The organism is Luteimonas notoginsengisoli (assembly GCF_042648885.1).
Classification (GTDB): domain Bacteria; phylum Pseudomonadota; class Gammaproteobacteria; order Xanthomonadales; family Xanthomonadaceae; genus Luteimonas; species Luteimonas notoginsengisoli.
The window spans coordinates 207,802-227,783 of the sequence record NZ_JBHRYF010000002.1 but is presented as its reverse complement, the minus strand read 5'-3'; the positions used below and the strand labels follow the sequence as shown (position 1 = coordinate 227,783).

General features: G+C 69.4%; 22 protein-coding genes and 1 pseudogene. 6 read left to right on the top strand and 17 right to left on the bottom strand.

The genetic code is table 11. The features are described from left to right. The first annotated feature begins 3 nt into the window (after positions 1-3). The 5 genes and pseudogenes from pdxA to ACFOM9_RS06645 all read left to right on the top strand — a co-directional run. Positions 4-1,005: a 4-hydroxythreonine-4-phosphate dehydrogenase PdxA gene (gene pdxA, locus ACFOM9_RS06665; RefSeq protein ID WP_386707924.1), complete on the top strand. Its 1,002-nt coding sequence runs from the start codon at positions 4-6 to the stop codon at positions 1,003-1,005. Continuing rightward, positions 1,002-1,355, top strand: a complete 354-nt coding sequence (locus ACFOM9_RS06660; RefSeq protein WP_449284264.1) for a tRNA-binding protein — start codon at positions 1,002-1,004, stop codon at positions 1,353-1,355. Before pdxA ends, ACFOM9_RS06660 begins: the two co-directional genes overlap by 4 nt. Positions 1,356-1,380: 25 nt before the next feature. Further along, positions 1,381-2,184, top strand: a complete 804-nt coding sequence (gene rsmA / locus ACFOM9_RS06655; RefSeq protein WP_386707921.1) for a 16S rRNA (adenine(1518)-N(6)/adenine(1519)-N(6))-dimethyltransferase RsmA — start codon at positions 1,381-1,383, stop codon at positions 2,182-2,184. 35 nt (positions 2,185-2,219) lie between these two features. Then, positions 2,220-2,603, top strand: coding sequence for a Co2+/Mg2+ efflux protein ApaG (apaG, locus tag ACFOM9_RS06650; RefSeq protein ID WP_386707918.1), 384 nt, complete (start codon positions 2,220-2,222; stop codon positions 2,601-2,603). A gap of 19 nt (positions 2,604-2,622) precedes the next feature. Then, positions 2,623-3,450, top strand: a pseudogene (locus ACFOM9_RS06645) (symmetrical bis(5'-nucleosyl)-tetraphosphatase); the annotation flags it as partial. Between the two features lie 139 nt (positions 3,451-3,589). On the opposite strand, the gene ACFOM9_RS06640 reads toward ACFOM9_RS06645, so the two are convergent. The 8 genes from ACFOM9_RS06640 to ACFOM9_RS06605 form a co-directional block, all read right to left on the bottom strand. After that, positions 3,590-4,084, bottom strand: coding sequence for a dihydrofolate reductase (locus ACFOM9_RS06640; protein WP_386707915.1), 495 nt, complete (start codon positions 4,082-4,084; stop codon positions 3,590-3,592). Beyond that, a complete protein-coding gene (locus ACFOM9_RS06635) occupies positions 4,081-4,875 on the bottom strand; it encodes a thymidylate synthase (protein ID WP_386707912.1) in 795 nt (264 codons plus the stop codon). The genes ACFOM9_RS06640 and ACFOM9_RS06635 overlap by 4 nt, the downstream gene beginning before the upstream one ends. Beyond that, a complete protein-coding gene (gene lgt, locus ACFOM9_RS06630) occupies positions 4,872-5,759 on the bottom strand; it encodes a prolipoprotein diacylglyceryl transferase (protein ID WP_386707909.1) in 888 nt (295 codons plus the stop codon). Before lgt ends, ACFOM9_RS06635 begins: the two co-directional genes overlap by 4 nt. A gap of 116 nt (positions 5,760-5,875) precedes the next feature. Next, positions 5,876-6,379: a TPM domain-containing protein gene (locus tag ACFOM9_RS06625; RefSeq protein ID WP_386707905.1), complete on the bottom strand. Its 504-nt coding sequence runs from the start codon at positions 6,377-6,379 to the stop codon at positions 5,876-5,878. After that, entirely contained in the window at positions 6,379-7,296 is a 918-nt protein-coding gene (locus ACFOM9_RS06620) for a TPM domain-containing protein (protein ID WP_386707902.1), read from the bottom strand. Before ACFOM9_RS06620 ends, ACFOM9_RS06625 begins: the two co-directional genes overlap by 1 nt. A 16-nt stretch (positions 7,297-7,312) precedes the next feature. Beyond that, the gene (locus ACFOM9_RS06615) at positions 7,313-7,948 is read right to left on the bottom strand and encodes a LemA family protein (protein ID WP_386707899.1); all 636 of its coding nucleotides are present in this window, start codon (positions 7,946-7,948) and stop codon (positions 7,313-7,315) included. 97 nt (positions 7,949-8,045) lie between these two features. After that, positions 8,046-8,786, bottom strand: coding sequence for a TerC family protein (locus ACFOM9_RS06610; protein WP_386707896.1), 741 nt, complete (start codon positions 8,784-8,786; stop codon positions 8,046-8,048). Positions 8,787-8,856: 70 nt separating this feature from the next. Beyond that, positions 8,857-9,237 carry a diacylglycerol kinase gene (locus ACFOM9_RS06605; RefSeq protein WP_386708156.1) on the bottom strand — a complete coding sequence of 127 codons (381 nt, stop codon included), beginning with the start codon at positions 9,235-9,237 and terminating at the stop codon, positions 8,857-8,859. A 252-nt stretch (positions 9,238-9,489) separates the two neighbouring features. Between ACFOM9_RS06605 and ACFOM9_RS06600 the strand changes: the two genes are divergently transcribed. Further along, positions 9,490-10,191, top strand: a complete 702-nt coding sequence (locus tag ACFOM9_RS06600) for an SGNH/GDSL hydrolase family protein (RefSeq protein WP_386707893.1) — start codon at positions 9,490-9,492, stop codon at positions 10,189-10,191. 270 nt (positions 10,192-10,461) lie between these two features. Here the strand turns inward: ACFOM9_RS06600 and ACFOM9_RS06595 are convergent, their stop codons facing one another. From ACFOM9_RS06595 to ACFOM9_RS06555, 9 genes are all read right to left on the bottom strand, one after another. Then, the gene (locus ACFOM9_RS06595) at positions 10,462-11,418 is read right to left on the bottom strand and encodes an isoaspartyl peptidase/L-asparaginase family protein (RefSeq protein ID WP_386707890.1); all 957 of its coding nucleotides are present in this window, start codon (positions 11,416-11,418) and stop codon (positions 10,462-10,464) included. Between the two features lie 240 nt (positions 11,419-11,658). Beyond that, positions 11,659-12,894, bottom strand: coding sequence for an ABC transporter permease (locus ACFOM9_RS06590; protein WP_386707887.1), 1,236 nt, complete (start codon positions 12,892-12,894; stop codon positions 11,659-11,661). 200 nt (positions 12,895-13,094) lie between these two features. Beyond that, positions 13,095-13,802 (bottom strand): ABC transporter ATP-binding protein, encoded by a 708-nt coding sequence (locus tag ACFOM9_RS06585; RefSeq protein ID WP_386707884.1) that lies wholly within the window; start codon positions 13,800-13,802, stop codon positions 13,095-13,097. Next, positions 13,799-15,316 (bottom strand): efflux RND transporter periplasmic adaptor subunit, encoded by a 1,518-nt coding sequence (locus ACFOM9_RS06580; RefSeq protein ID WP_386707881.1) that lies wholly within the window; start codon positions 15,314-15,316, stop codon positions 13,799-13,801. The genes ACFOM9_RS06585 and ACFOM9_RS06580 overlap by 4 nt, the downstream gene beginning before the upstream one ends. A 113-nt stretch (positions 15,317-15,429) precedes the next feature. Further along, a complete protein-coding gene (locus ACFOM9_RS06575) occupies positions 15,430-16,716 on the bottom strand; it encodes a sensor histidine kinase (RefSeq protein ID WP_386707878.1) in 1,287 nt (428 codons plus the stop codon). Positions 16,717-16,734: 18 nt separating this feature from the next. After that, positions 16,735-17,448: a response regulator transcription factor gene (locus ACFOM9_RS06570; RefSeq protein ID WP_386707875.1), complete on the bottom strand. Its 714-nt coding sequence runs from the start codon at positions 17,446-17,448 to the stop codon at positions 16,735-16,737. Between the two features lie 105 nt (positions 17,449-17,553). Beyond that, positions 17,554-18,906, bottom strand: coding sequence for a sensor histidine kinase (locus tag ACFOM9_RS06565; RefSeq protein WP_386707872.1), 1,353 nt, complete (start codon positions 18,904-18,906; stop codon positions 17,554-17,556). Beyond that, a complete protein-coding gene (locus ACFOM9_RS06560) occupies positions 18,903-19,565 on the bottom strand; it encodes a response regulator transcription factor (protein WP_386707869.1) in 663 nt (220 codons plus the stop codon). Before ACFOM9_RS06560 ends, ACFOM9_RS06565 begins: the two co-directional genes overlap by 4 nt. Next, a complete protein-coding gene (locus tag ACFOM9_RS06555) occupies positions 19,565-19,897 on the bottom strand; it encodes a PepSY domain-containing protein (protein WP_386707866.1) in 333 nt (110 codons plus the stop codon). Before ACFOM9_RS06555 ends, ACFOM9_RS06560 begins: the two co-directional genes overlap by 1 nt. Positions 19,898-19,982 lie beyond the last annotated feature (85 nt).

The following is a 19,982-nucleotide window of genomic DNA, read 5'->3' as shown; positions in this document are numbered from 1 at the left end:
CGCATGCGTCCGCGGCTCGCGCTGGTCCCGGGCGAACCGGCCGGCGTCGGGCCGGAACTGTGCATCCGTGCGATGCACCAGCTCGACCCCATGGACGCCGAGATCGTCGTGTTCGGCGACCGCGACACGCTCGCGCGCGCAGCGCACGCCGTCGGTTTGCCGGTTGCGTTCGCGGCCGCCTATGAGCCCCATGCTCCACCGGGCACGATCCCGCTGATCGAGATCCCGAATGCTGCGGTCGCGGCGTTCGGTAGCCCTGACCCGGCGAACGCGCCCGCAGTCATCGCCGCGCTGGAGCGCGCCGCCGCGGCCTGCATTGCTCGCCAGTTCGATGGCCTGGTCACCGGTCCGGTGCACAAGGCCAGCATCAACGAGGGTGGCATCGCCTACTCCGGCACCACAGGGCTGCTGGCGCGGCAGGCCGGATGCGAGGTGGTGATGATGCTCGCCAACGACATCGTGCGCGTGGCGCTGGCCACCACCCACCTGCCGCTGCGCGAAGTCGCCGATGCGATCACGCCCGCCGGGCTGGAACGCACGCTGCGTATCCTCGATGCCGCGCTGCGCGGGGAGTTCGGCATTGCCGCGCCGGTAGTGGCGGTGCTCGGGCTCAATCCGCACGCCGGCGAGGCCGGCCACCTGGGCCGCGAGGAGATCGAGGTGATCGAACCGGTGCTCGAACGCCTGCGCGGTGAAGGCATGGTGCTGCATGGCCCGCTGCCGGCCGATACCGCCTTCCTGCCGGCCAAGCTGGAGGGCTTCGACGCCGTGCTGGCGATGTACCACGACCAGGGCCTGCCGGTGCTCAAGTACAGCGGCTTCGAACGCGCGGTAAACCTGACCCTCGGCCTGCCTTACCCGCGCGTCGCGGTCGACCATGGCACCGCGCTCGACCTCGCCGGCAAGGGCACCGCCGACCCGTCCAGCCTGATGGCGGCCATCGCCACCTGCACCCGGCTGTCGCGACCGCGCGCCCTGGCGCGGTTGCAGGCGGGCCAGGCATGAGCGACAGCGCCATGCAGCCGATCGGCTGGGAAGACTTCACGAAAGTCGAGCTGCGCGTCGGTCGCGTGCTGTCGGCCGAGCCGTTTCCGCAGGCGCGCAAGCCTGCCTACATCCTGCAGGTCGACTTCGGCCCGGACATCGGCGTGCGCAAGTCCAGCGCGCAGATCACCGTGCATTACCGGCCCGAGGACCTGGTGGGGCGGCTGGTGGTGGGGGTGGTCAATTTTCCGAGGAAACAGATCGGCCCCTTGATGTCCGAATGCCTGGTCACCGGCTTCCATGATGCCGATGGCCACGTCGTGCTGTGCGCGCCCGACCGCGACGTGCCGCCGGGAACCAAACTGCTGTGACCATTCCCGCATCGAGCACCTCCGCATGAGTACGCACGCAGGCGACCAGTTCCGCGCGCCGCCGAAGAAGTCGCTCGGCCAGCACTTCCTGCACGAGCGCAGCGTCGTCGACCGGATCATCCACGCCGTCGACCCCAAGCCAGGCGACCGGCTGGTCGAGATCGGCCCGGGCCAGGGCGCGATGACGTTCCCGCTGCTCGATCGTCACGGCGTGCTGACCGCGATCGAATTCGACCGCGACCTGCTGCAGCCGCTCGCGGCCGCTGCGCGCGCGCACGGCGAACTGACCCTGGTGCACGCGAACGTCCTGGACGTCGACTTCACCGCGTTGGCGGACGGCACGCCGATCCGCCTGGTCGGCAACCTGCCCTACAACCTGTCCTCGCCGATCCTGTTCCACGCGCTCGACCACGCCCCCGCGGTCCGCGACATGCACTTCATGCTGCAGAAGGAGGTCGTCGAACGTGCAGCCGCCGGCCCCGGCAGCAAGATCTACGGCCGGCTGAGCGTGATGCTGCAGGCGTTCTGCGAGGTCACCTCCCTGTTCACCGTCGGGCCCGGCGCGTTCCGGCCGCCGCCGAAGGTGGATTCGGCGGTGATGCGGCTGGTGCCGCGCGACCCGGCCCGGATCGGCATTGACGACCGCAAGCGTTTCGCCGACGTGGTCCGCGCCGCGTTCGGGCAGCGTCGCAAAACCCTGCGCAATGCGCTGCGCCTGGTCTGCGACGAGGCGGCGATGCGTGATGCCGGCGTGGACCCGCAGGCGCGCGCGGAACAGCTGGAAGTGGGCGATTTCGTGCGCCTGTCGAATCGGATTGCCGCGGCGTAGTCCAGGCGTTCACCGCAAGCCCTTACACTGTCGCCATGGACGAAACAGCGGACTACACCCTCGAAATCCAGATCGCCACCCGCTTCCTTGACGAGGAATCGGCGCCCGACGACGACCGCTACGTGTTCGCCTACACCATCCGCATCCGCAACCTTGGCCGCCTGCCGGCGCAGCTGCTCGCGCGGCACTGGGTGATCACTGATGCGAACGGCAAGGTCGAGGAAGTGCGCGGCGACGGCGTGGTCGGCGAACAGCCGCGGATCGAACCCGGCGAGCAGTTCACCTACACCTCCGGCGCCGTGCTGGAGGCGGCGGTGGGCACCATGCAGGGCAGCTACGACATGATCGGCGACGATGGCACGCATTTCGACGCGCCAATCCCGCCGTTCACGCTGTCCATGCCGCGGACCCTGCATTGAGGCGCGGGAAGGCGGCGACGTGAGCGTCTGGGCCATCGGCGACCTGCAGGGCTGCCTCGAACCGACGCAGCGCCTGCTTGAGAAGATCGCCTTCGATCCCGCGCGCGACAGGCTCTGGTTCTGCGGCGACCTGGTCAACCGCGGCGGCGAATCGCTGGAAACGCTGCGCCTGGTGCATTCGCTGCGCGACAGCGCGGTCAGCGTGCTCGGCAACCACGACCTGTCGCTGCTGGCGATCGCGGAGCGTCGCGAGGAAGACCAGCGCAAGGTCAATCCGGACCTGCGTCGGGTGCTGTTCGCGCCCGATCGCGACGTGCTGCTCGACTGGCTGCGCATGCAGCCTCTGGCGCACGTCGATCGCGAGCTGGGCTGGATGATGATCCACGCCGGCCTCGCCCCGAAATGGACCACGCAGCTGGCCGAGGAGCATGCGCGCGAGGTCGAAGCCCGCCTGCGCAACGGCAGCTATCGCAAGCTGTTCAAGCAGATGTACGGCGACCGTCCGGCATGGTCGCCGGGGCTCAAGGGCCTGGACCGCGAACGGGCAATCATCAACATCTTCACCCGCATGCGCTACTGCACGCCGCGCGGGCGGATCGCGTTCGAGGAAAAGAACACGCCCGGCACGCAGCAACCCGGCCTGTACCCCTGGTACGAGGTGCCGGGTCACGCCGAGCGCGACCTCAAGGTCGTCTGCGGCCACTGGAGCGCGCTGGGCCTGTTCATCGGCCACGGCGTCCACGCCATCGACACCGGCGCGGTCTGGGGCGGCAAGCTCACCGCGCTGCAACTTGACGCCGATGAGTTGCGCGTCGTGCAGGTGCCTGGCCGGGACGTGCCGGCGCCGTAGCCATCCTCGCCGGGGGCGGGGCGAGGCTGGTTCATCCTGCGATAGCGCAGCGTTCGCGCTTCATGCCCATCGCCGGCAAGCAGCCTGCCGCGGTCACCGGCAGCGACGCGCAAGCGCCTCGCGCCGCGTCGACCCGTCAGGCGCGCTCGTAGTCCACGAATTCGAACGCGAACGCATTTCGCTCGCCCTTCGGGTGCGCCTCGCGCGCGGTTTCACACCAATCACCCCGGTCGAAGCGCGGGAAGAAGGCATCCGCGCCGTCGACTGCCGTATCCACCCAGGTCAGGTGCATGTGCGTGGCCTGCGGCATCGCTAGCGCGAATACTTCGCCGCCGCCGATCACGCACAGTTCTTCGGCGGACTCGAGCTCGGCCGCGCGCAGCGCTTCGGCCAGCGTCGGCACCGACCGCATACCGGCGAATGGCGTGCGTCCCGTCCGCGTCAGCACGAGGTTCGTGCGGCCCGGCAGTGCGCGTCCCAGCGATTCCGCGGTCTTGCGGCCCATCAACAGCGGCTTGCCCAGCGTCAGCGCCTTGAAACGCTTGAGATCGTCCGACAGGTGCCACGGCAGCGCGTTGTCCTTGCCGATGGCGAAATCGCGGTCCAGCGCGGCAATGAATGAAACGATCACACCGCCACCGGGGCCTTGATCGCGGGCATCGGGTCGTAGCCTTCGACGGCGATGTCGTCGTAGGTGAATCCGAACATGTCGCGCACGTCCGGATTCAACCTCAGCGTCGGCAGTGCGCGCGGCGTGCGCGACAGCTGCTCGCGAGCCTGTTCGTAGTGGTTCGAATACAGGTGCGCGTCGCCCAGCGTGTGCACGAAGTCGCCGACCCCCAGGCCCGTCACCTGCGCCACCATATGCGTCAGCAGCGCGTAGCTGGCGATGTTGAACGGCACGCCGAGGAAGATGTCGCCGCTGCGCTGGTACAGCTGGCAGCTGAGCTTCCCGTCGACCACGTAGAACTGGAACAGCGCGTGGCACGGCATCAGCGCCATCTTCGGCAGGTCGGCGACGTTCCATGCGCTGATCACCAGCCGGCGCGAGTCCGGGTTGCGCCTGATCTCGTCGACCAGCCACTGGATCTGGTCGACCTCGCCGCCGTCCGCGGTTGCCCAGCGCCGCCATTGCTTGCCGTACACCGGCCCGAGTTCGCCATCGGCATCGGCCCATTCGTCCCAGATTCCGACCTTGTGGTTCTTGAGGTAGGCGATATTGGTGTCGCCTTGCAGGAACCACAGCAACTCGTGCACGATCGAGCGCAGGTGCAGCTTCTTGGTGGTGACCAACGGGAAGCCCTTGCTGAGGTCGAAACGCATCTGCCAGCCGAACACGCTGCGCGTGCCGGTGCCGGTGCGGTCGGACTTCTCGGCGCCGTGTTCCAGCACGTGGCGCAGCAGGTCGAGGTATTGCTTCACGCCGCACCCGCCTGCACGACCGGCTGGGGCTGCAATGTCGGCGCGCGCCGCGACATCCACAGCCACACCAGTCCGATCAGGATCAGCGGCAGGCTGAGCACCTGGCCCATGGTGAGCCAGCCGAACGCGAGATAGCCGATCTGCGGATCGGGCAGGCGCACGAACTCGACCGCGAACCGGAACGCGCCGTACAGCAGCGCGAACATCCCCGCCACCGCGTAGCGCGGCCGCGGCCTGCGTGAATACCACCAGAGGATCGCGAACATCGCCACGCCTTCGAGCCCGGCCTGGTACAGCTGCGAGGGATGTCGCGCGAACATGTCCAGCGCGCCTGCGTCGAACTGCGCGCGCAGCGCGGCGGGGTCGAGCCCGAGCTTCAGGATCTCAGGCGCCTGCGGGAACACCACACCCCAGCTGCCATCGGTCGGCTTGCCCCACAATTCGCCGTTGATGTAATTGCCCAGGCGCCCCAGGCCGAGTCCCGCCGGCACGAGCGGCGCGATGAAATCGGCGACGTCGAAGAAGTGCAGCTTCTGCCGCCGCGACCACAGCCACATGGCCACCATCACGCCGAGCAGCCCGCCGTGGAAACTCATGCCGCCTTCCCAGATCTTGAACACCTGCAGCGGATCGGCCAGGTATGTGGGCAGGTCGTAGAACAGGATGTAGCCGATGCGCCCGCCCAGCACCACGCCGAGCATCCCGTAGAACATCAGGTCGCCGAAGCCGTTGGCATCCACGCCCGGCAGCCGGCCTGCGCGCACGCGGCGCTGGCCGAGGAACCAGGCGACCGCGAACCCGAGCAGGTACATGATCCCGTACCAGTGCACGGCCAGCGGGCCGATCTGCAGCGCGATCGGGTCGATCTGGTTCAGTAGCAGCATCGGGGTCGGCGCTCCAGGATTCGTCGACGCCTATTGTGCCGCGACGCGGGGCGCGACGCTTGTCCACGGCACGTTCGCGAAGGCGCTGGCGATGACGTCGACCAGCGCGCGCACGGTCACAACACGCGCGGCAGGTCCGGGAGTTCGTTCTCGTCGGCATCGCCCGGGGTGCGCGGGAAGTGCGGGGCCAGCAGGTCCGCGATGGCCGCCACCCCGCCGACGATCGCCGCCTCCGGCTCGCCGGCACGCAGGCGTTCCTCCATCACCACGCAGGTCGCGCGCCACTGTTGCTCGCTGACCAGCACCGCGAGCCCGCGGTCGGCGACGATCTCGATCCGATGGTCGGCGAGCAGCAGGTAGACCAGCACGCCGTTGTTGCCGCGGGTATCCCAGACCCGCAGCTGCGAAAAAACCTCGTGCGCCCGCTCGCGCGCCTGCACGCCGTGCAGCACCCGCCGCAGCGGCAGTGCCGGTTCGACCGCGAAGCACACCTCGCCGGCATGCCGCGCCTCGCCCGCGGCGACCGCATCGGCGATTTTCTGCAGCGTGGCGGCGGGGAACATCGCCGCGGCCGCTGGGGCAAACAGGTGGCGAAGGACGCGGGAGAGGGGGTTCACCATCACCAGCTCCCCGAGGCGCCGCCGCCTCCGCTCATCCCGCCACCGCCGGACCAGCCACCGCCTCCGCCAAAGCCACCCGATCCGCCACCGAAGCCGCCGCCTCCACCCCAGCCACCTCCGCCACCGAACCCGCCCCAGCCGCCGTGGCGGGCATAGCTGCCCGCCGGCAGCCTGACCAGGCCGTAGAAGAATCCGATCAGCGCGGCCATGCCGCCGAGTCCAAGCAGCGACGACAGCAGCCACGCCACGCCGCCCGCGGCCGCGCCTGTCATCAGGCCGCGCACGCCGGCCGGCGTGCGACCAAACATCCTCCGCACGAAGCTGGCGGCGATGAACGCTGCGAACAGCGCGAATATCCAGTCCCCGCCGCCGCTGGGCTTGCCGCGGTTGTCGGCGATCGGCTCGGGCAGCGGCTCGCCGTCGATCAGCTTCACCAGCGCCGCGGTGGCATCCACCAGGCCGCCGCCGTAGTCGCCGGCACGGAACTTCGGCGCCATGTATTCCTGGATGATGCGGCCGGACGTGATGTCGGGAATGGCGCCTTCCAGCCCGTAGCCGGGCTGGATGCGGACCCGGCGGTCGTCCTTGGCCACGACCACCAGCACCGCGTCGTCGACGCCCTTGCGGCCGGGTTTCCACTGGTCGAACACGCGCTGGGTGTACTGCTCGATCGATTCGGGCCGGGTGCTGGGCACCATCAGCACCTGCAGCTGGCTGCCCTTGCGCTGCTGCAGGGCGAGCGCCTGCTGTTCGAGCTGCCTGGTCTGCGCCGGATCAAGCGTGCCGGTGGTATCGACCACCGGCGAGTCCATCGCTGGGACGGCCGCGAGCTGCTGCCCGCGCGCCTGCGACCAGGGCACGATCGCCAGCACCAGCGCCAGCAGCAACGCGCCGGCGCGAGCAGACTGCGGCGACATCATCCGGGTCGGCCGGTCAGTTGGCCGGTTGCGGCGCGGGCGCGGGTTGCGGCGGTTGCGGCGGCGGCGGCGCAGCCGGTGCAGCCCCGAAATCGACCGTGGGCGCGTCCTGGATCGCGCGTTCGTTCTCGACCGTGAAATTGGGCTTGGGCTGGTAGCCGAACATCTTGGCGACCAGGTTCTGCGGGAACGAGCGGATGTAGGTGTTGTAGTCCTGCACCAGCTGGATGTAACGGCCGCGCGCCACGGTGATCCGGTTCTCGGTGCCCTCGAGCTGGGTCTGAAGATCGAGGAACGCCTGGTCAGCCTTGAGGTTGGGATAGCTCTCCACCACCGCCATCAGCCGCGACAGGGCACCGGACAGTTCGCCCTGGGCCTGCTGGAACTGCTGCAGCGAGGCCGCATCGTCGGCATTGACGTTGATCTGCCCGACCTTGGCGCGCGCCTCGGTCACCTGGGTGAGCACCTGCTGCTCGTGCGACGCGTAACCCTTGACCGTGTTGACCAGGTTGGGGATCAGGTCGGCGCGGCGCTTGTACTGGTTCAGCACTTCCGACCAGCCGGCCTTGACCGCTTCGTCCTTCTGCTGGATCTGGTTGTACCCGCAGCCGCTGAGCAACGCGGCGAGCACCATCAACAGGATCACGCGCATGGTCGGGCTCCGCTGGAAAGAGCGCGCATTGCAGCACCCCGCGCCGGCCGGCGCAACGTCCGGGGCGGATACGCCGCCCCCGACGCGAAACGCTCCCTCAGGACGACCCGCTGCGCAGGCGCGCGCGGCGCTTGGCCCACAGGTTCAGCGATTCCACCGCGGCCGAGAAACCCATCGCGCCATAGATGTAGCCCTTGGGCAAGTGCACGCCCAGGCCATCGAGGAGCAGGTAGGCGCCGATCAGCACGATGAAGGCGAGCGCCAGCATCTTGATCGTCGGGTTGTTGTCGATGAACTGGCCCAGCGGGCGCGCGGCCAGCAGCATCACCGCCACCGCCAGCAGGATTGCCGCCACCATCACCGGCACGTACTGGTCGGCCATGCCGACCGCGGCGATCACCGAATCGAGCGAGAACACGATGTCGATCACCGCGATCTGCGCGATCACCGCGCCGAACGAGGTCACCGGCTTGGTGTGGATGTCCTCCGATTCGTCCTCGCCCGCGACCAGGTCGCGGATTTCCATCGTGCCCTTCACCAGCAGGAACACGCCTCCGAGGATCAGGATCAGGTCGCGCACCGAAACGCCCTGCCCGAACACCGTGAACAGGTCCTGCTTCATGTGCGCCAGGTAAGCCAGCGTGAGCAGCAGCGCGATGCGCGTCAGGCAGGCCACGGCGATGCCGAACTTGCGCGCGCGCTCTCGCTGGTGCGGCGGCAGGCGGCTGACCGCGATCGAGATGAACACGAGGTTGTCGATGCCCAGCACGATCTCGATCGAGCTCAACGTCAACAGCAGGATCCACACCTGCGGATCGGCCAGCATTTCCCAACTCATCAAGCGGTTTCCTTCAAGAATGACCCAGTGGCCTGTGGCGCGGAGCGCGGGGCGACGACGGCCACCGGCTTCACGTCCAGCGCGGCGCCAGGATCAGTCCCCAGCACAGCAATACGTTCATCATCAGCACGAACACGGCCGCGGACCCCATGTCCTTGGCGCGCCCGGCCAGCTCATGGTGTTCGGCGCCGTAGCGCTCGATCACCGCTTCGATCGCGGAGTTGAGCAGTTCCACGGCCAGCACCAGCAGCATGGAGCCGATCAGCAGGGCGCGCTCGACACCGTTGCCGCCCAGCCACGCGCCCAGCGGCGCGAGTACCACGAACAGGTAGACCTCGAGCCGGAACGACGACTCGTGCAACCACGCCGCGCGCAGGCCTTGCACGGACCAGACCGTGGCCTTCAGGATCCGTCCCGGTCCGCGCGGCAGGTGCCCGACCTCGTCGGCCACTTCAGCGCCCGCCATGGGCGACGGCGAGGTTGCGCTCCACGCGGCCGCGACGCGACGGATGCATCGCGGTGCGACGGCCGCCTGGTGCTGGAATCGATGGCATGGCTGGGATTGGCGCGGCGGCCGTGAGCCGGAATACCGCAATTTTGCCACATGGCCAGCAACCGCCGCCCAACGGCACGGTCCGAAACCCCGGATTTGCAATCAATTCCGGGCGCTGGTCCACTGGCCGCCCGCCCAGGGAGCCCCGCCATGCGACCCTTCACCGCGCCCGCGCTGCTGCTTGCCGCCGTGCTCTCCGCCTGCGCCGGCGCCGGCCCGACCACGACGCCAGCGCCGGTAGCTCCCACCGCCGGCGCGGTGTCGTCGCCCCAGTGGGCCGAGGACATGGCTCGGTTCGCCGCCGAAGACGCGCGCAACCCGCCGCCGGCGCACCCGATCGTGTTCACCGGCAGTTCTTCGGTGCGGATGTGGCAGACGCTGGCGGAGGATTTCCCCGATCGACCGGTGCTCAACCGCGGTTTCGGCGGCTCGCAGCTGCGCGACGCCACCTGGTATGCCGACGAGGTTGCCACCCGTTACCGGCCGCGCCAGGTCATGCTCTACGCGGGCGACAACGACATCGATGCCGGCCGCCCGCCGCAGCGGGTCCTGGCTGATTTCCGCGCCTTTGTCGCGCGGATCCGCCGCGACCTGCCGCGCGTTCCGATCGCCTACATCGCGATCAAGCCCAGTCCGGCGCGTTTCGACCAGCTGCCGGCGCAGCGCGAAGCCAACGCACTGGTGAAGGCCGAAGCGGCGCGGATGGACGGCGTCGACTTCATCGACGTCGCCACGCCGATGCTCGACGCCGACGGCCGCCCGCGCGCCGAACTGTTCGGCGACGACCACCTGCACATGAACGCCCGCGGCTACGCGCTGTGGCGGGAGATCGTGGCGCCGTACCTGCGATAAAGAAATCGCCGTTTCCCAGTCTCGCGAAGGCGACGCTTTCAACAGACGAGTGTGTCGTCATCCGGGAACACCTGTTCATTGCGACGCATCAACGTCGCTGGACGCTCGCCTTCGGGGCGACGACCCATCTCCTGCATGGCATCGGCGCAGTGCGCCTTGGACTTCGGTCTGCGATCCCGGAGTGCAATCCGCCTGCCACCAGCAGGCGGAACAACTGCGAAGGCGCACGACAACCATAGGGCCTTCCGAGCGCACGCACGCGCCCCCCGATCAGGACTCGCCGAATATCGCGGTGCCGCGACTGCCGTCGGGGCGGATCCAGCCGCGATACATGCCCGTGGTATTGAAGACCATTGCGATGCGGCCGTCCCGGTCCAGGGCGATCGCGCCGCCGTCGCCGCCCAGCTCCGGCACCGCGCCCAGGATCACCGCGTCGGTCGCGGCCTGCAGCGAATCGCCGCGATAGGCCATGCGCGCGGCGATGTCGTGGGCGACGGCGCAGCGGATGAAGAACTCCCCCCAGCCGGTGCCGGACACGCCGCAGCGTTCGTCCGCCCAGGTACCGGCGCCCACCAGCGGCGTGTCGCCCACCCGGCCCCAGCGCTTGTTGGTCATGCCGCCGGTCGACGTGGCGGTCGCGATGTGGCCGCGCGCATCCAGCGCCACCGCGCCGACAGTGCCGAAATACTTGCCCTTGAGATGATCCGCGGCATCGGCGTCGGCAAACTCGCGCGCTTGCGCCTGGTCCAGCTCGCGTCGGCGATGCGCGGTATCGAAGTACGTGTTGGGAACCTGCTCGATGTCGCCGCGCGTGCTGGCAAAGGCCTCCGCGCCGGCGCCGATCAGCATCACATGCGGCGAGTGCTCCATCACCGCGCGCGCCAGCGAGACCGGGTTGCGGATCGTGGTGACGCCGGCGACCGCGCCGGCGCGCCGCGTATGGCCGTCCATCACCGAGGCGTCCAGCGCGTGTTGCCCGTCGGCATCGAAGACCGCGCCGTGGCCGGCATTGAATCGTGGCGAGTCCTCAAGCGCGCGCACCGCGGCCTCGACCGCGTCGAGCGCTTCGCCTCCGCTGGCAAGCACGGCATGGCCGGCATCGAGTGCGGCATCGAGGTCGGCGCGGATCGCGCGTTCATCATCGACGCCAAGGCGGTCGCGTTCGATCACGCCGGCGCCGCCGTGGATGACCAGGGCGGTGCGGTGCTTGGGCGTCGTCGTATCCATGACGACAGGATAGGCGATCGGCAGGCGCCCTCGAAGAAGCTGTCGTGGGAGCGTCCTTCAATCGCGAGCTTTCTGCTCCCTTCCTGCGCACGCAAGGCGCCGGCGAGCTCTGCCCCGAAGAGCGCACGCCAGCGCTGGCAGCGGCGCAACTGTTGACCGTCCTCCCCAGGCCTGCCCATCGCCCAGGGATGGAGCCTGGAGAATCTCGCGGCTGGCCGCTCTTGCGTCGGACGCCACGGCCTATTGCTGTCGGAGGGCTTCGATCGGATCGAGCTGCGAGGCCTTGCGCGCCGGGTAGTAGCCGAAGAACAGGCCGGTGCTGATCGAGAACACCGCCGCCAGCGCCACCACCTGTCCGTTCAACGCCACCGGCAGTTCGCTGAACCGGCCGACCAGCAGCGCCCCGACCACGCCAATCCCGATGCCGATGACCCCGCCGATCAGCGAGATCAGCATCGCCTCGGCCAGGAACTGCCGGCGCACGTCGCCCGGGCCCGCGCCCACCGCCATGCGCAGGCCGATCTCGCGGATCCGCTCGGTCACCGACACCAGCATGATGTTCATGATGCCGATGCCGCCGATGATCAGGCAGATGGTCGCCACCGCGCCCAGCAGCTTGGACATCAGGTTGGTGGTCGCCGTGCGCGTGGCCACGATCTCGCTGATGTTGCGCACGCGGAAGTCGTCGTCGTCGCCGGGCCGGATCTTGTGCCGCTGGCGCAGCAGCGCCTCGACCTCGCCCTGCACGTAGTCGAGGTCATCGGCATTGGCGACGGTGAGCGCGATCTGCATCACCGCGTCCGGCGGCAGGCCCATCATCCCGAGCAGGCGGCGGCGTCCGGTTTCGAGCGGCACCATCACGATGTCGTCCTGGTCCTGGCCGAAGCCGCCCTGCCCTTTCGGCGCCAGCGTGCCGACCACGGTGAACGGCACCCGGCCCAGGCGGATGGTCTGGCCGACGCCGCTGTCGTCGCCGAACAGCGTGCGTCGCATGGTCTCGCCGATGATCACATGCTTGGCGGCGCTGCTGTAATCCTGCGGCTCGAAGCCGGCGCCTTCGCCGATCTGCCAGTCGTTGATCTGGAACCAGTCCGGCTGCACGCCCTGCCAGCTGGTTGCCGCGTTGTTCTCGGCGAACACCACCTGGGTGCCGCCGCGCAAGGCGCCGGCGACATACTGCACCTCCGGGATCTCGCTGCGGATCGCGTCGACGTCGCCCTCGCCAAGGGTGAAGAAGCTGCTCGCGCTCTGGCGCGCACCGCCCGACCCGCGGCCGGCACCGGGCGAGATGTCCAGGCGTTGCGAGCCCAGGCCCGAGACCAGGCTGTCGATCTCGCGCTGCGTGCCCTGCCCGACGGACACCATCACGATCACCGCCGCGATGCCGATGATCACGCCAAGCGAGGTCAGCGCGCTGCGCATCCAGTTGCCGCGCAGGGCGTGGATGGCGGTGCGGAGGATGTCGAGGAAGGTCATGGTTAGGGTTCGCGCTCTGGGCGGGTAGCGGATTCGGGGGTCGCGGATCAGGGGTCGCGGATCACGGGTTCGGGGCTGGACCGGGGGCCATGGTCTGGTTTGGCCTCAATGGCTCGACATGCTTTTGCATCGCGCGATCCGGGACTTGAGGGCACATCGAGCGCCGCGATGGATCTGACTGCAGCAGGCGCGAATCAAGATCACGCATCGCGCGGCTCCTCATGCAGCTCGCCGTCGTGCATCACGAACGTGCGATCGGCATGCGCGGCGACTTCCGCATCGTGGGTGATCAGCACCACCGTGTGTTCGGCGTCGCGCAGGCGCTTGAACAGGGCCAGGATCTCCTCGCCGGTCTTGCTGTCGAGCGCGCCGGTGGGTTCGTCGGCCAACAGGATCGGCGGCTGGTTGATCAGCGCTCGCGCGATCGCCACGCGCTGCTGCTGGCCACCGGACAGTTCGCTGGGCAGGTGCCCGGCGCGCTCGGCCAGGCCGACGGCGGCGAGCGCCGCTCGCGCGCGCTCGTGGCGCTCGGCCACCGGGATTCGCGCATAGCCCAGCGGCATCGCGACGTTGTCCAACGCAGTCATCCGCGGCAGCAGGTTGAAACCCTGGAACACGAAGCCGATCTTGTCCCGGCGCAGGGTCGCCAGTTCCTCCGCGTCGAGCGTCGACACGTCGACCCCGTCGCATTCGTAGCGGCCGCTGCTGGCGGTGTCCAGGCAGCCCACCAGGTTCATCAGCGTCGACTTGCCCGACCCCGACGGCCCCATGATCGCGACGAAGTCGCCGCGGTCGATGCGCAGGTCCACGCCCTTGAGCGCGACGACCTCGGCCTGCGTGCCTGGCGAATAGACCTTGTACAGACCGTGCGTTTCGATCACCGCGGTCCGGCTGGCGGCTGCGCTCACTGCCGCGCGCGCTCGCCGGTGACCACCACGTCGCCGGCCTGGATGTTGCCCGACACTTCCGTGCTGGTGCCGTCGCTGGCGCCGATACGCACCATCACCCGCTGTGGCATGTCGTCGACCAGCTTGTACAGCGGCGCGCGGCGCGCGCCGACCAGCGCCGACACCGCGGCATCCCACTGCCTGCGCCGGGCCTCGTCGAGCGAAGCGCGGAAACCGGCGAAATCCTGCTGGTAACGTTCCAGCATGCGTTGGCGAATCTGCGCCTGGATCGCGCCGTCTTCGCCGCCCGCGCTCCACTGTCCGCCGCCGCGGCCCCCGAACAGGCTGTTGCCGCCCCGGGGCGGTGCCGCCTGGCGCGCTGCCTGGCGCTCGCGGATCGCCGCGATCGCGGCGTCGAACGCGGCCTGCTGGGTCGCGTCCGGCTTCAGCGTCGCGGCGGTGCGGGCGAGATCGTCGGAGATCCCGCCGCCGTTGCCGCCGCTGCGCGCCGAGGCCGCCTGCGGGCGCGCCGCGGGGCCATCCTCCGCCGGCTTGTAGCGCAGCGCGGCGTTCGCCACCTTGAGCACGTTCTCGCGCTTGCTGACCTCGATCTCGGCATTGACCGTCAGGCCCGGCAGCAAGGTGCCGTCGCCGTTGTCGACGGTGACGACGACCGGGTAGGTGACCACGTTGTTGGTAGTCGTCGCGGACAGCCGCACCTGTTCGACGACGCCCTTGAACTGGCGGTCGGGAAAGGCGTCCGCGGTGAACGACACCGCCTGCCCCGCCTTGACCTGGCCGATGTCGGACTCGTCGACGGCCAGTTCGATCTTCATCTGCGACAGGTCTTCGGCGATGGTGAACAGCTCAGGCGCCTGCAGGCTCGCGGCAACGGTCTGGCCGGGCTCGATGGTGCGCGTGAGCACGACCCCGTCGACCGGCGAACGGATCACGGTGCGTCCGAGGTTGATGCGCGTGGTTTCCGTGGACGCGGTCTGCTGACGGATCTGCGCCTGCGCGGCGTTGACCTGCGCGCGTGCCTGGTCGCGCGCGGCGCGGGCAAGGTCGATGTCGCTCCTCGCCACGAGCTGCTGCGCGCCAAGCTCGGTCTTGCGGCGGTAATCGGCCTCGGCGTTGGCGAGCGTCGCCTGCGCCTGCCGGAGCGACGCCTGGGCGCTGGCGACCTGGGCATTGCCCTGGTTGATCTGCGCTTCGTAGGTGCTCGGGTCGATGCGTGCGATCACCTGGTCCTTGCTGACCTTGTCGTTGAAGTCCACCAGCACATCGGTGACCTGACCCGACACCTGGCTGCCCACGGTGACGGTGGAGATCGCACTCAGCGTGCCGGTCGCCGAAATCGCGACCCGGATGTCGCCGCGCTCGACCGTCGCGGTCCGCCAGGCGCCTTCGTCGGTGGCGCCGCGCTGCGAATTCCAGTACCACGCCGCGGACACCGCCAGCGCCGCCAGGACCGCGGCCACGATCGCGCGGCGCATCGTGCGGGACGGTGTCGGCTTCTTACGTGGTGTGGTCATGCGCTGCGTTCGCGGGGAGGATGTCAAGGTCAGTCAACGCGCGGGTGGAGGTCCGGTTGACAGCGTCCCGCGGCCACCGGCCGGAGCGGCCGGAAATCTTCAGCCACTTCGGGTCAGGACAGGACGTCGCGGGAAAAATCGATGGTCGCGACCGTTCCGACGCCGGGCGTGCTTTCCAGCGTCACGGTCCAGCGGAAACGGTCGCCCAGCCGGTGCACGATCGACAGGCCCATGCCCTTGCCGGCCGGATTGACCAGGTCGGCGCGATAGAACGGATCCCAGGCCTTCTGCAGGACCTGGGGTGACATGCCGATCCCGGTGTCGACGACGGCCACGCCGCCCGCGTCGATACGCACCTCGACGCGGCCGCGCTCGGTGAACACACAGGCGTTTTCCAGCAGCTGGCCGAGCATCACCGCCAGCACGCGGGGCGACGCATGCAGGCGCGGCGAAGCGGTCGCAACGATGTCCAGTTCCACCGGCTTGCCCGCCAGCAGCGGCCGCACCTTCTCGACCTCCTCGTCGACGATGGTGGCGACATCGAAGTCCTCGGTCAGCGGTGCATGCTCCTGTTCGCGCGCCAGGATGAGGAAAGCGTCGATGATCGCTTCCATGTCCCGCCCGGCCTGCTGCATCCGCAGCAAGGTGCGGTGCCCACGCGCCGGGATCTCGCTGTCGGCCAGCATCATGTCGGTGGCCACGCGGATGACGGTGAGCGGCGTGCGTAGCTCATGGCTGGCATCGCGGGTGAAGTCGCGCTCGCGGGCGACCAGGTCGCGGGTACGGCGAGTCAGCGCGCGCAGCGCGATGGTCAGCTGGCCGACCTCGCTGCCGCCTTCGACCGGCATCCGCCCGGGTGCGATGGGATACACGTCGGGATCGGCCGGGTTCCACCGCGCCACCTGTCGCGCCAGCCAGGTCACCGGGGTCACCAACCGCTTGGACGCGCGATAGGTCAACCACGTGGTCAGGTACACCGCGAGCAGGGCCAGCAGCATCGACACCAGCCCGGCTCGGCGGATGACCGTGTCGAGCAGGCCGAACGACATCACCAGGTACAGCCGCCCCTGCGGGCGTTCGTCGACGATCAACTTGCGGTTTCCGCCGGCAAGTTCGGAAATGCCGGTGCCGTAGCGTCGCAACTCCGTCGGCACGCGGTCCAGCAGTTTCCCCTCGGGGACGAAATAGCCGTGGATGACCGCCGAACGCGGCAGCGGATAGGCAGGATCCCGCGAACGCCCGTCCCAGAACCCTTCGACCTCGCCGCGCAGCTGCTGGTCGGTCAGCACGTCCTTGACGATGCTGGCGGTGACTGCCACTCCGATGACCACGGCGATGCTCGCCAGCATCACCTGCAGGATGAAGGCGTAGCGAAGCTTGCGCGGCAGCCCCTGCGGCACGGCGACGACCCGGCCGCGTCAGGCTGGCGGCTGCTCGATGTCGGCAATCCGGTAGCCGGCGCTCTGCACCGTGTGCAGCAGCGGCTTGTCGTACGGCTTGTCGATCGTCTTGCGCAGGTTGTACAGGTGGCTGCGCAGCGTGTCCGAATCGGGGAGGCTGTTGCCCCAGATCTCGCGTTCGATTTCCTGGCGGTTGACCACCCGCGGCGATTCGCGCATGAGGATCGTCAGCAGCTTCAGGCCGATGGGCGAGAGCTGAAGTTCGGTGCCGCCGCGGGTCGCGCGCAGCGAAGCGGGGTCGAGCACGAGGTCGGCGACCTTGAGCACTTCCGAACCCACCTGGCGGCGTTCGCGCCGGATCAGCGCCCGCAGCCGGGCTTCCAGTTCCTGGATCGCGAACGGCTTGGTGAGGTAATCGTCCGCGCCGGCCCCAAGGCCGGTGAGCTTTTCGTCGAGCGTGTCGCGCGCGGTCAGCATCAGCACCGGCGTCGACTTGCGCGCTTCCTCGCGCAGCCGCTTGCACACTTCGATGCCGTCGAGTCGCGGCAGCATCAGGTCGAGGACGACGACGTCGTAGGTGTTCTCGGCCGCGAGGCGATACCCGTCGAGGCCGTCGGAGGCGTAGTCGACCTCGAAGCCGCGGCCTTCCAGGTACTCACCCACCATTTCCGAGATGTTGCGGTTGTCCTCGACGATGAGGACGAGACCGCCTGGTTCCGATGATCCGCGCATACCTGCTCCAAAAAAGAGGGAAAAAAACGGTGTCTTCAGCTTTGTGAAGGCTGCCGTTTCCGGGTTGAAGGCGCCGTGAAGGCGCGTGCGGTCGCGCAATTCCGTTCAGCGGTGCTGTGCGCCTGCGCCCCAGGTGAAGCGCACCCGCAGGCCGCCGAGCGGCGATGCGTCCAGGGCGATGCGGCCGTGGCTGGCCTCGACCATTTCGCGCGCGATCGACAGGCCCAGGCCGCTGCCGCCGGCCTCGTCCAGGCGCTGGCCACGGACCAGCGCTTGTTCCAGCAGGTCCGGGGCGATGCCCGCGCCGTCGTCCTCGACCGACAGGCTGGTCCATTCCGGCCCCGCGGCGCCGGCGACCCGCACTTGGCGCCGCGCGTAGTTGACCGCGTTTTCGAGCACCGCGCCGACCACTTCGGACAGGTGTTCGCCCTGCATCGCCAGCTGCAGCCCGGCGGGAATGTCGATGGCGAAGGCGAGCCGGCCGCCCTTCTCGGTGTGTTCGAGCACGTTCACCAGGCGCTCGACCACCTCGCGCACGCGTGCGGTGGCGCCGGGCACGCGCCCGATCCGCGCCAGGCGCATCCGTGCCAGTTCGGCGTCCACGACGCGGCCGATCGCGGCGATGGCGCGATCCATGCCTTCGGCGGCGGCGTCCGCGCCGGCTTCGCGCGCCCGCCTGCTCTGCGCGGCCAGCGCAGCCAGCGGCGTCTTCAGCCCATGCGCCAAGTCCGCGGCGCGATGGCGCGCGAGCTCGAGTTCGCCGGCGCGCGCGTCGGCCAGCGAATTGATCGCCTGCACCAGCGGCTGGATCTCGCGCAGCCGCGCCGGCGGCAGGCGCGCCTCGGCATCGCTCTCCAGCTTCGCCAGGTCGCCGCGGATCCGCGCCAGCGGCGACAGTCCCAGGGTGACCTGCAGCCACGCCGCAGCCGACAGCACCGCCCACAGCGCCGCCAGGAACACCGCCAGCTCGCGCGCGAAGCCGGCGCGCGCGGCGGCCAGCGGCGCGGTGTCCTGGGCCACCTGCACCACCACCGGGGCGTGGTCCGAGTCGATGACCAGGCGACGTTCGAGCACCGCCACCGGCTGCCCAAAGGGACCCGGCGCGCGGCGCATCCGCCACGCATCGGTGGGAACGTCGGCGGGCACCGGCAACGCTGCATCCCACAGCGAGCGCGAGCGCAGCGCGCCCTCGTCCGCGCTCACTTGCCAGTAGTAGCCGCCGGCTGGCGTGTCCAGGCGCGGATCCGCCGGCTGCGCGGTGAGCGCCGGACTGCCCGTCGGTGACAGCTCGAGGCCTGCCACCACTACCAATGCGCCGCGCGTCATCTCTGCTTCGAGCTGGCGCTCCAGGTGCCGGCCGAACAGCAGCGTCATGAACGCCCACGCGATCGCCAGCGCCACCAGGATCGCCGCGGCCGCGACCAGCAGCAGGCGCCAGCGCAACGACCGCGCGATCACCCGGTCTGTTCCAGCAGGTAACCGAAACCGCGCCGGGTCGCGATGACCGCGCTGCCGAACTTGCGCCGCAGGCGCGCCACGATCGCCTCGATCGCGTTGGCATCGCCGCTTTCGCTGGCGCCGTACAGATGCTCGGCGAGTTCACCCGCCGGCACCGCGCGGCCCGGCTGGTGGGCGAGGTAGTCGAGCAGGCGGAATTCGAGCGGCGAGATCCGCGCCGGCGCGCCGTCGAAGGACGCGCTCATGCGCACCGTGTCCAGGCGCAATCGTCCGATCTCGATCACCGGCGACAGCTTGCCCGCGCCGCGCCGCACCAGGCCGCGCACGCGCGCGACCAGTTCGCCCATCTGGAACGGCTTTGCAAGATAGTCGTCCGCGCCTGCCTCGATGCCCTCGACCTTCTCGGTCCAGTCGCCGCGCGCGGACACCACGATCACCGGGAACATGCGTCCTGCGGCACGCCAGCGGCGCAGGACGGTCAGGCCGTCCAGCTTCGGCAGGCCGAGGTCGAGGATGACCGCGTCGTAGTCCTCCACCTCGCCCTGGTACCAGGCCGCGTCGCCGTCGGCGGCGACGTCCACCAGGAATCCGGCCGCCTCCAGCGCGCGCGCCAGGTCGGCGCCGATGTCGGGCTCGTCCTCGACGACCAGGCACCGCATCAATCGTCCTTGATCTTGAGCACCGCGCCGTTGCGCGCATCGAGCGTGAGCTTGCGGACGCGGCCGGTGGCGGTGAGCACCTTGACCTTGTATTCCCAGACGCCGTCGTCGCGCTCGAGCTCCACCTCGATGACGTCGCCGGGTACGCGGTGGGCGACGACTTCGAGCACCTGCGCCAGCGGCACGATCTCGCCGCGCCGGAGCAGTTCGCGCGCCTCGACGTGGTCGCTCTTGCCCGCCAGCACGACGGAAACGGGAAGCGCCGCCACAATGCCGACGGTCAACAGCAGCAGGGTCGGTCGAATGCGCACAAAGCCGGTCTGGATATTCATGGCGGGCAGCATGCGAGACCCCTCCTGACAGCAACCTGACACCGGCCGTGGCCGGGCTGTCAGCGGATCGAGTCTAGCCTTGCAG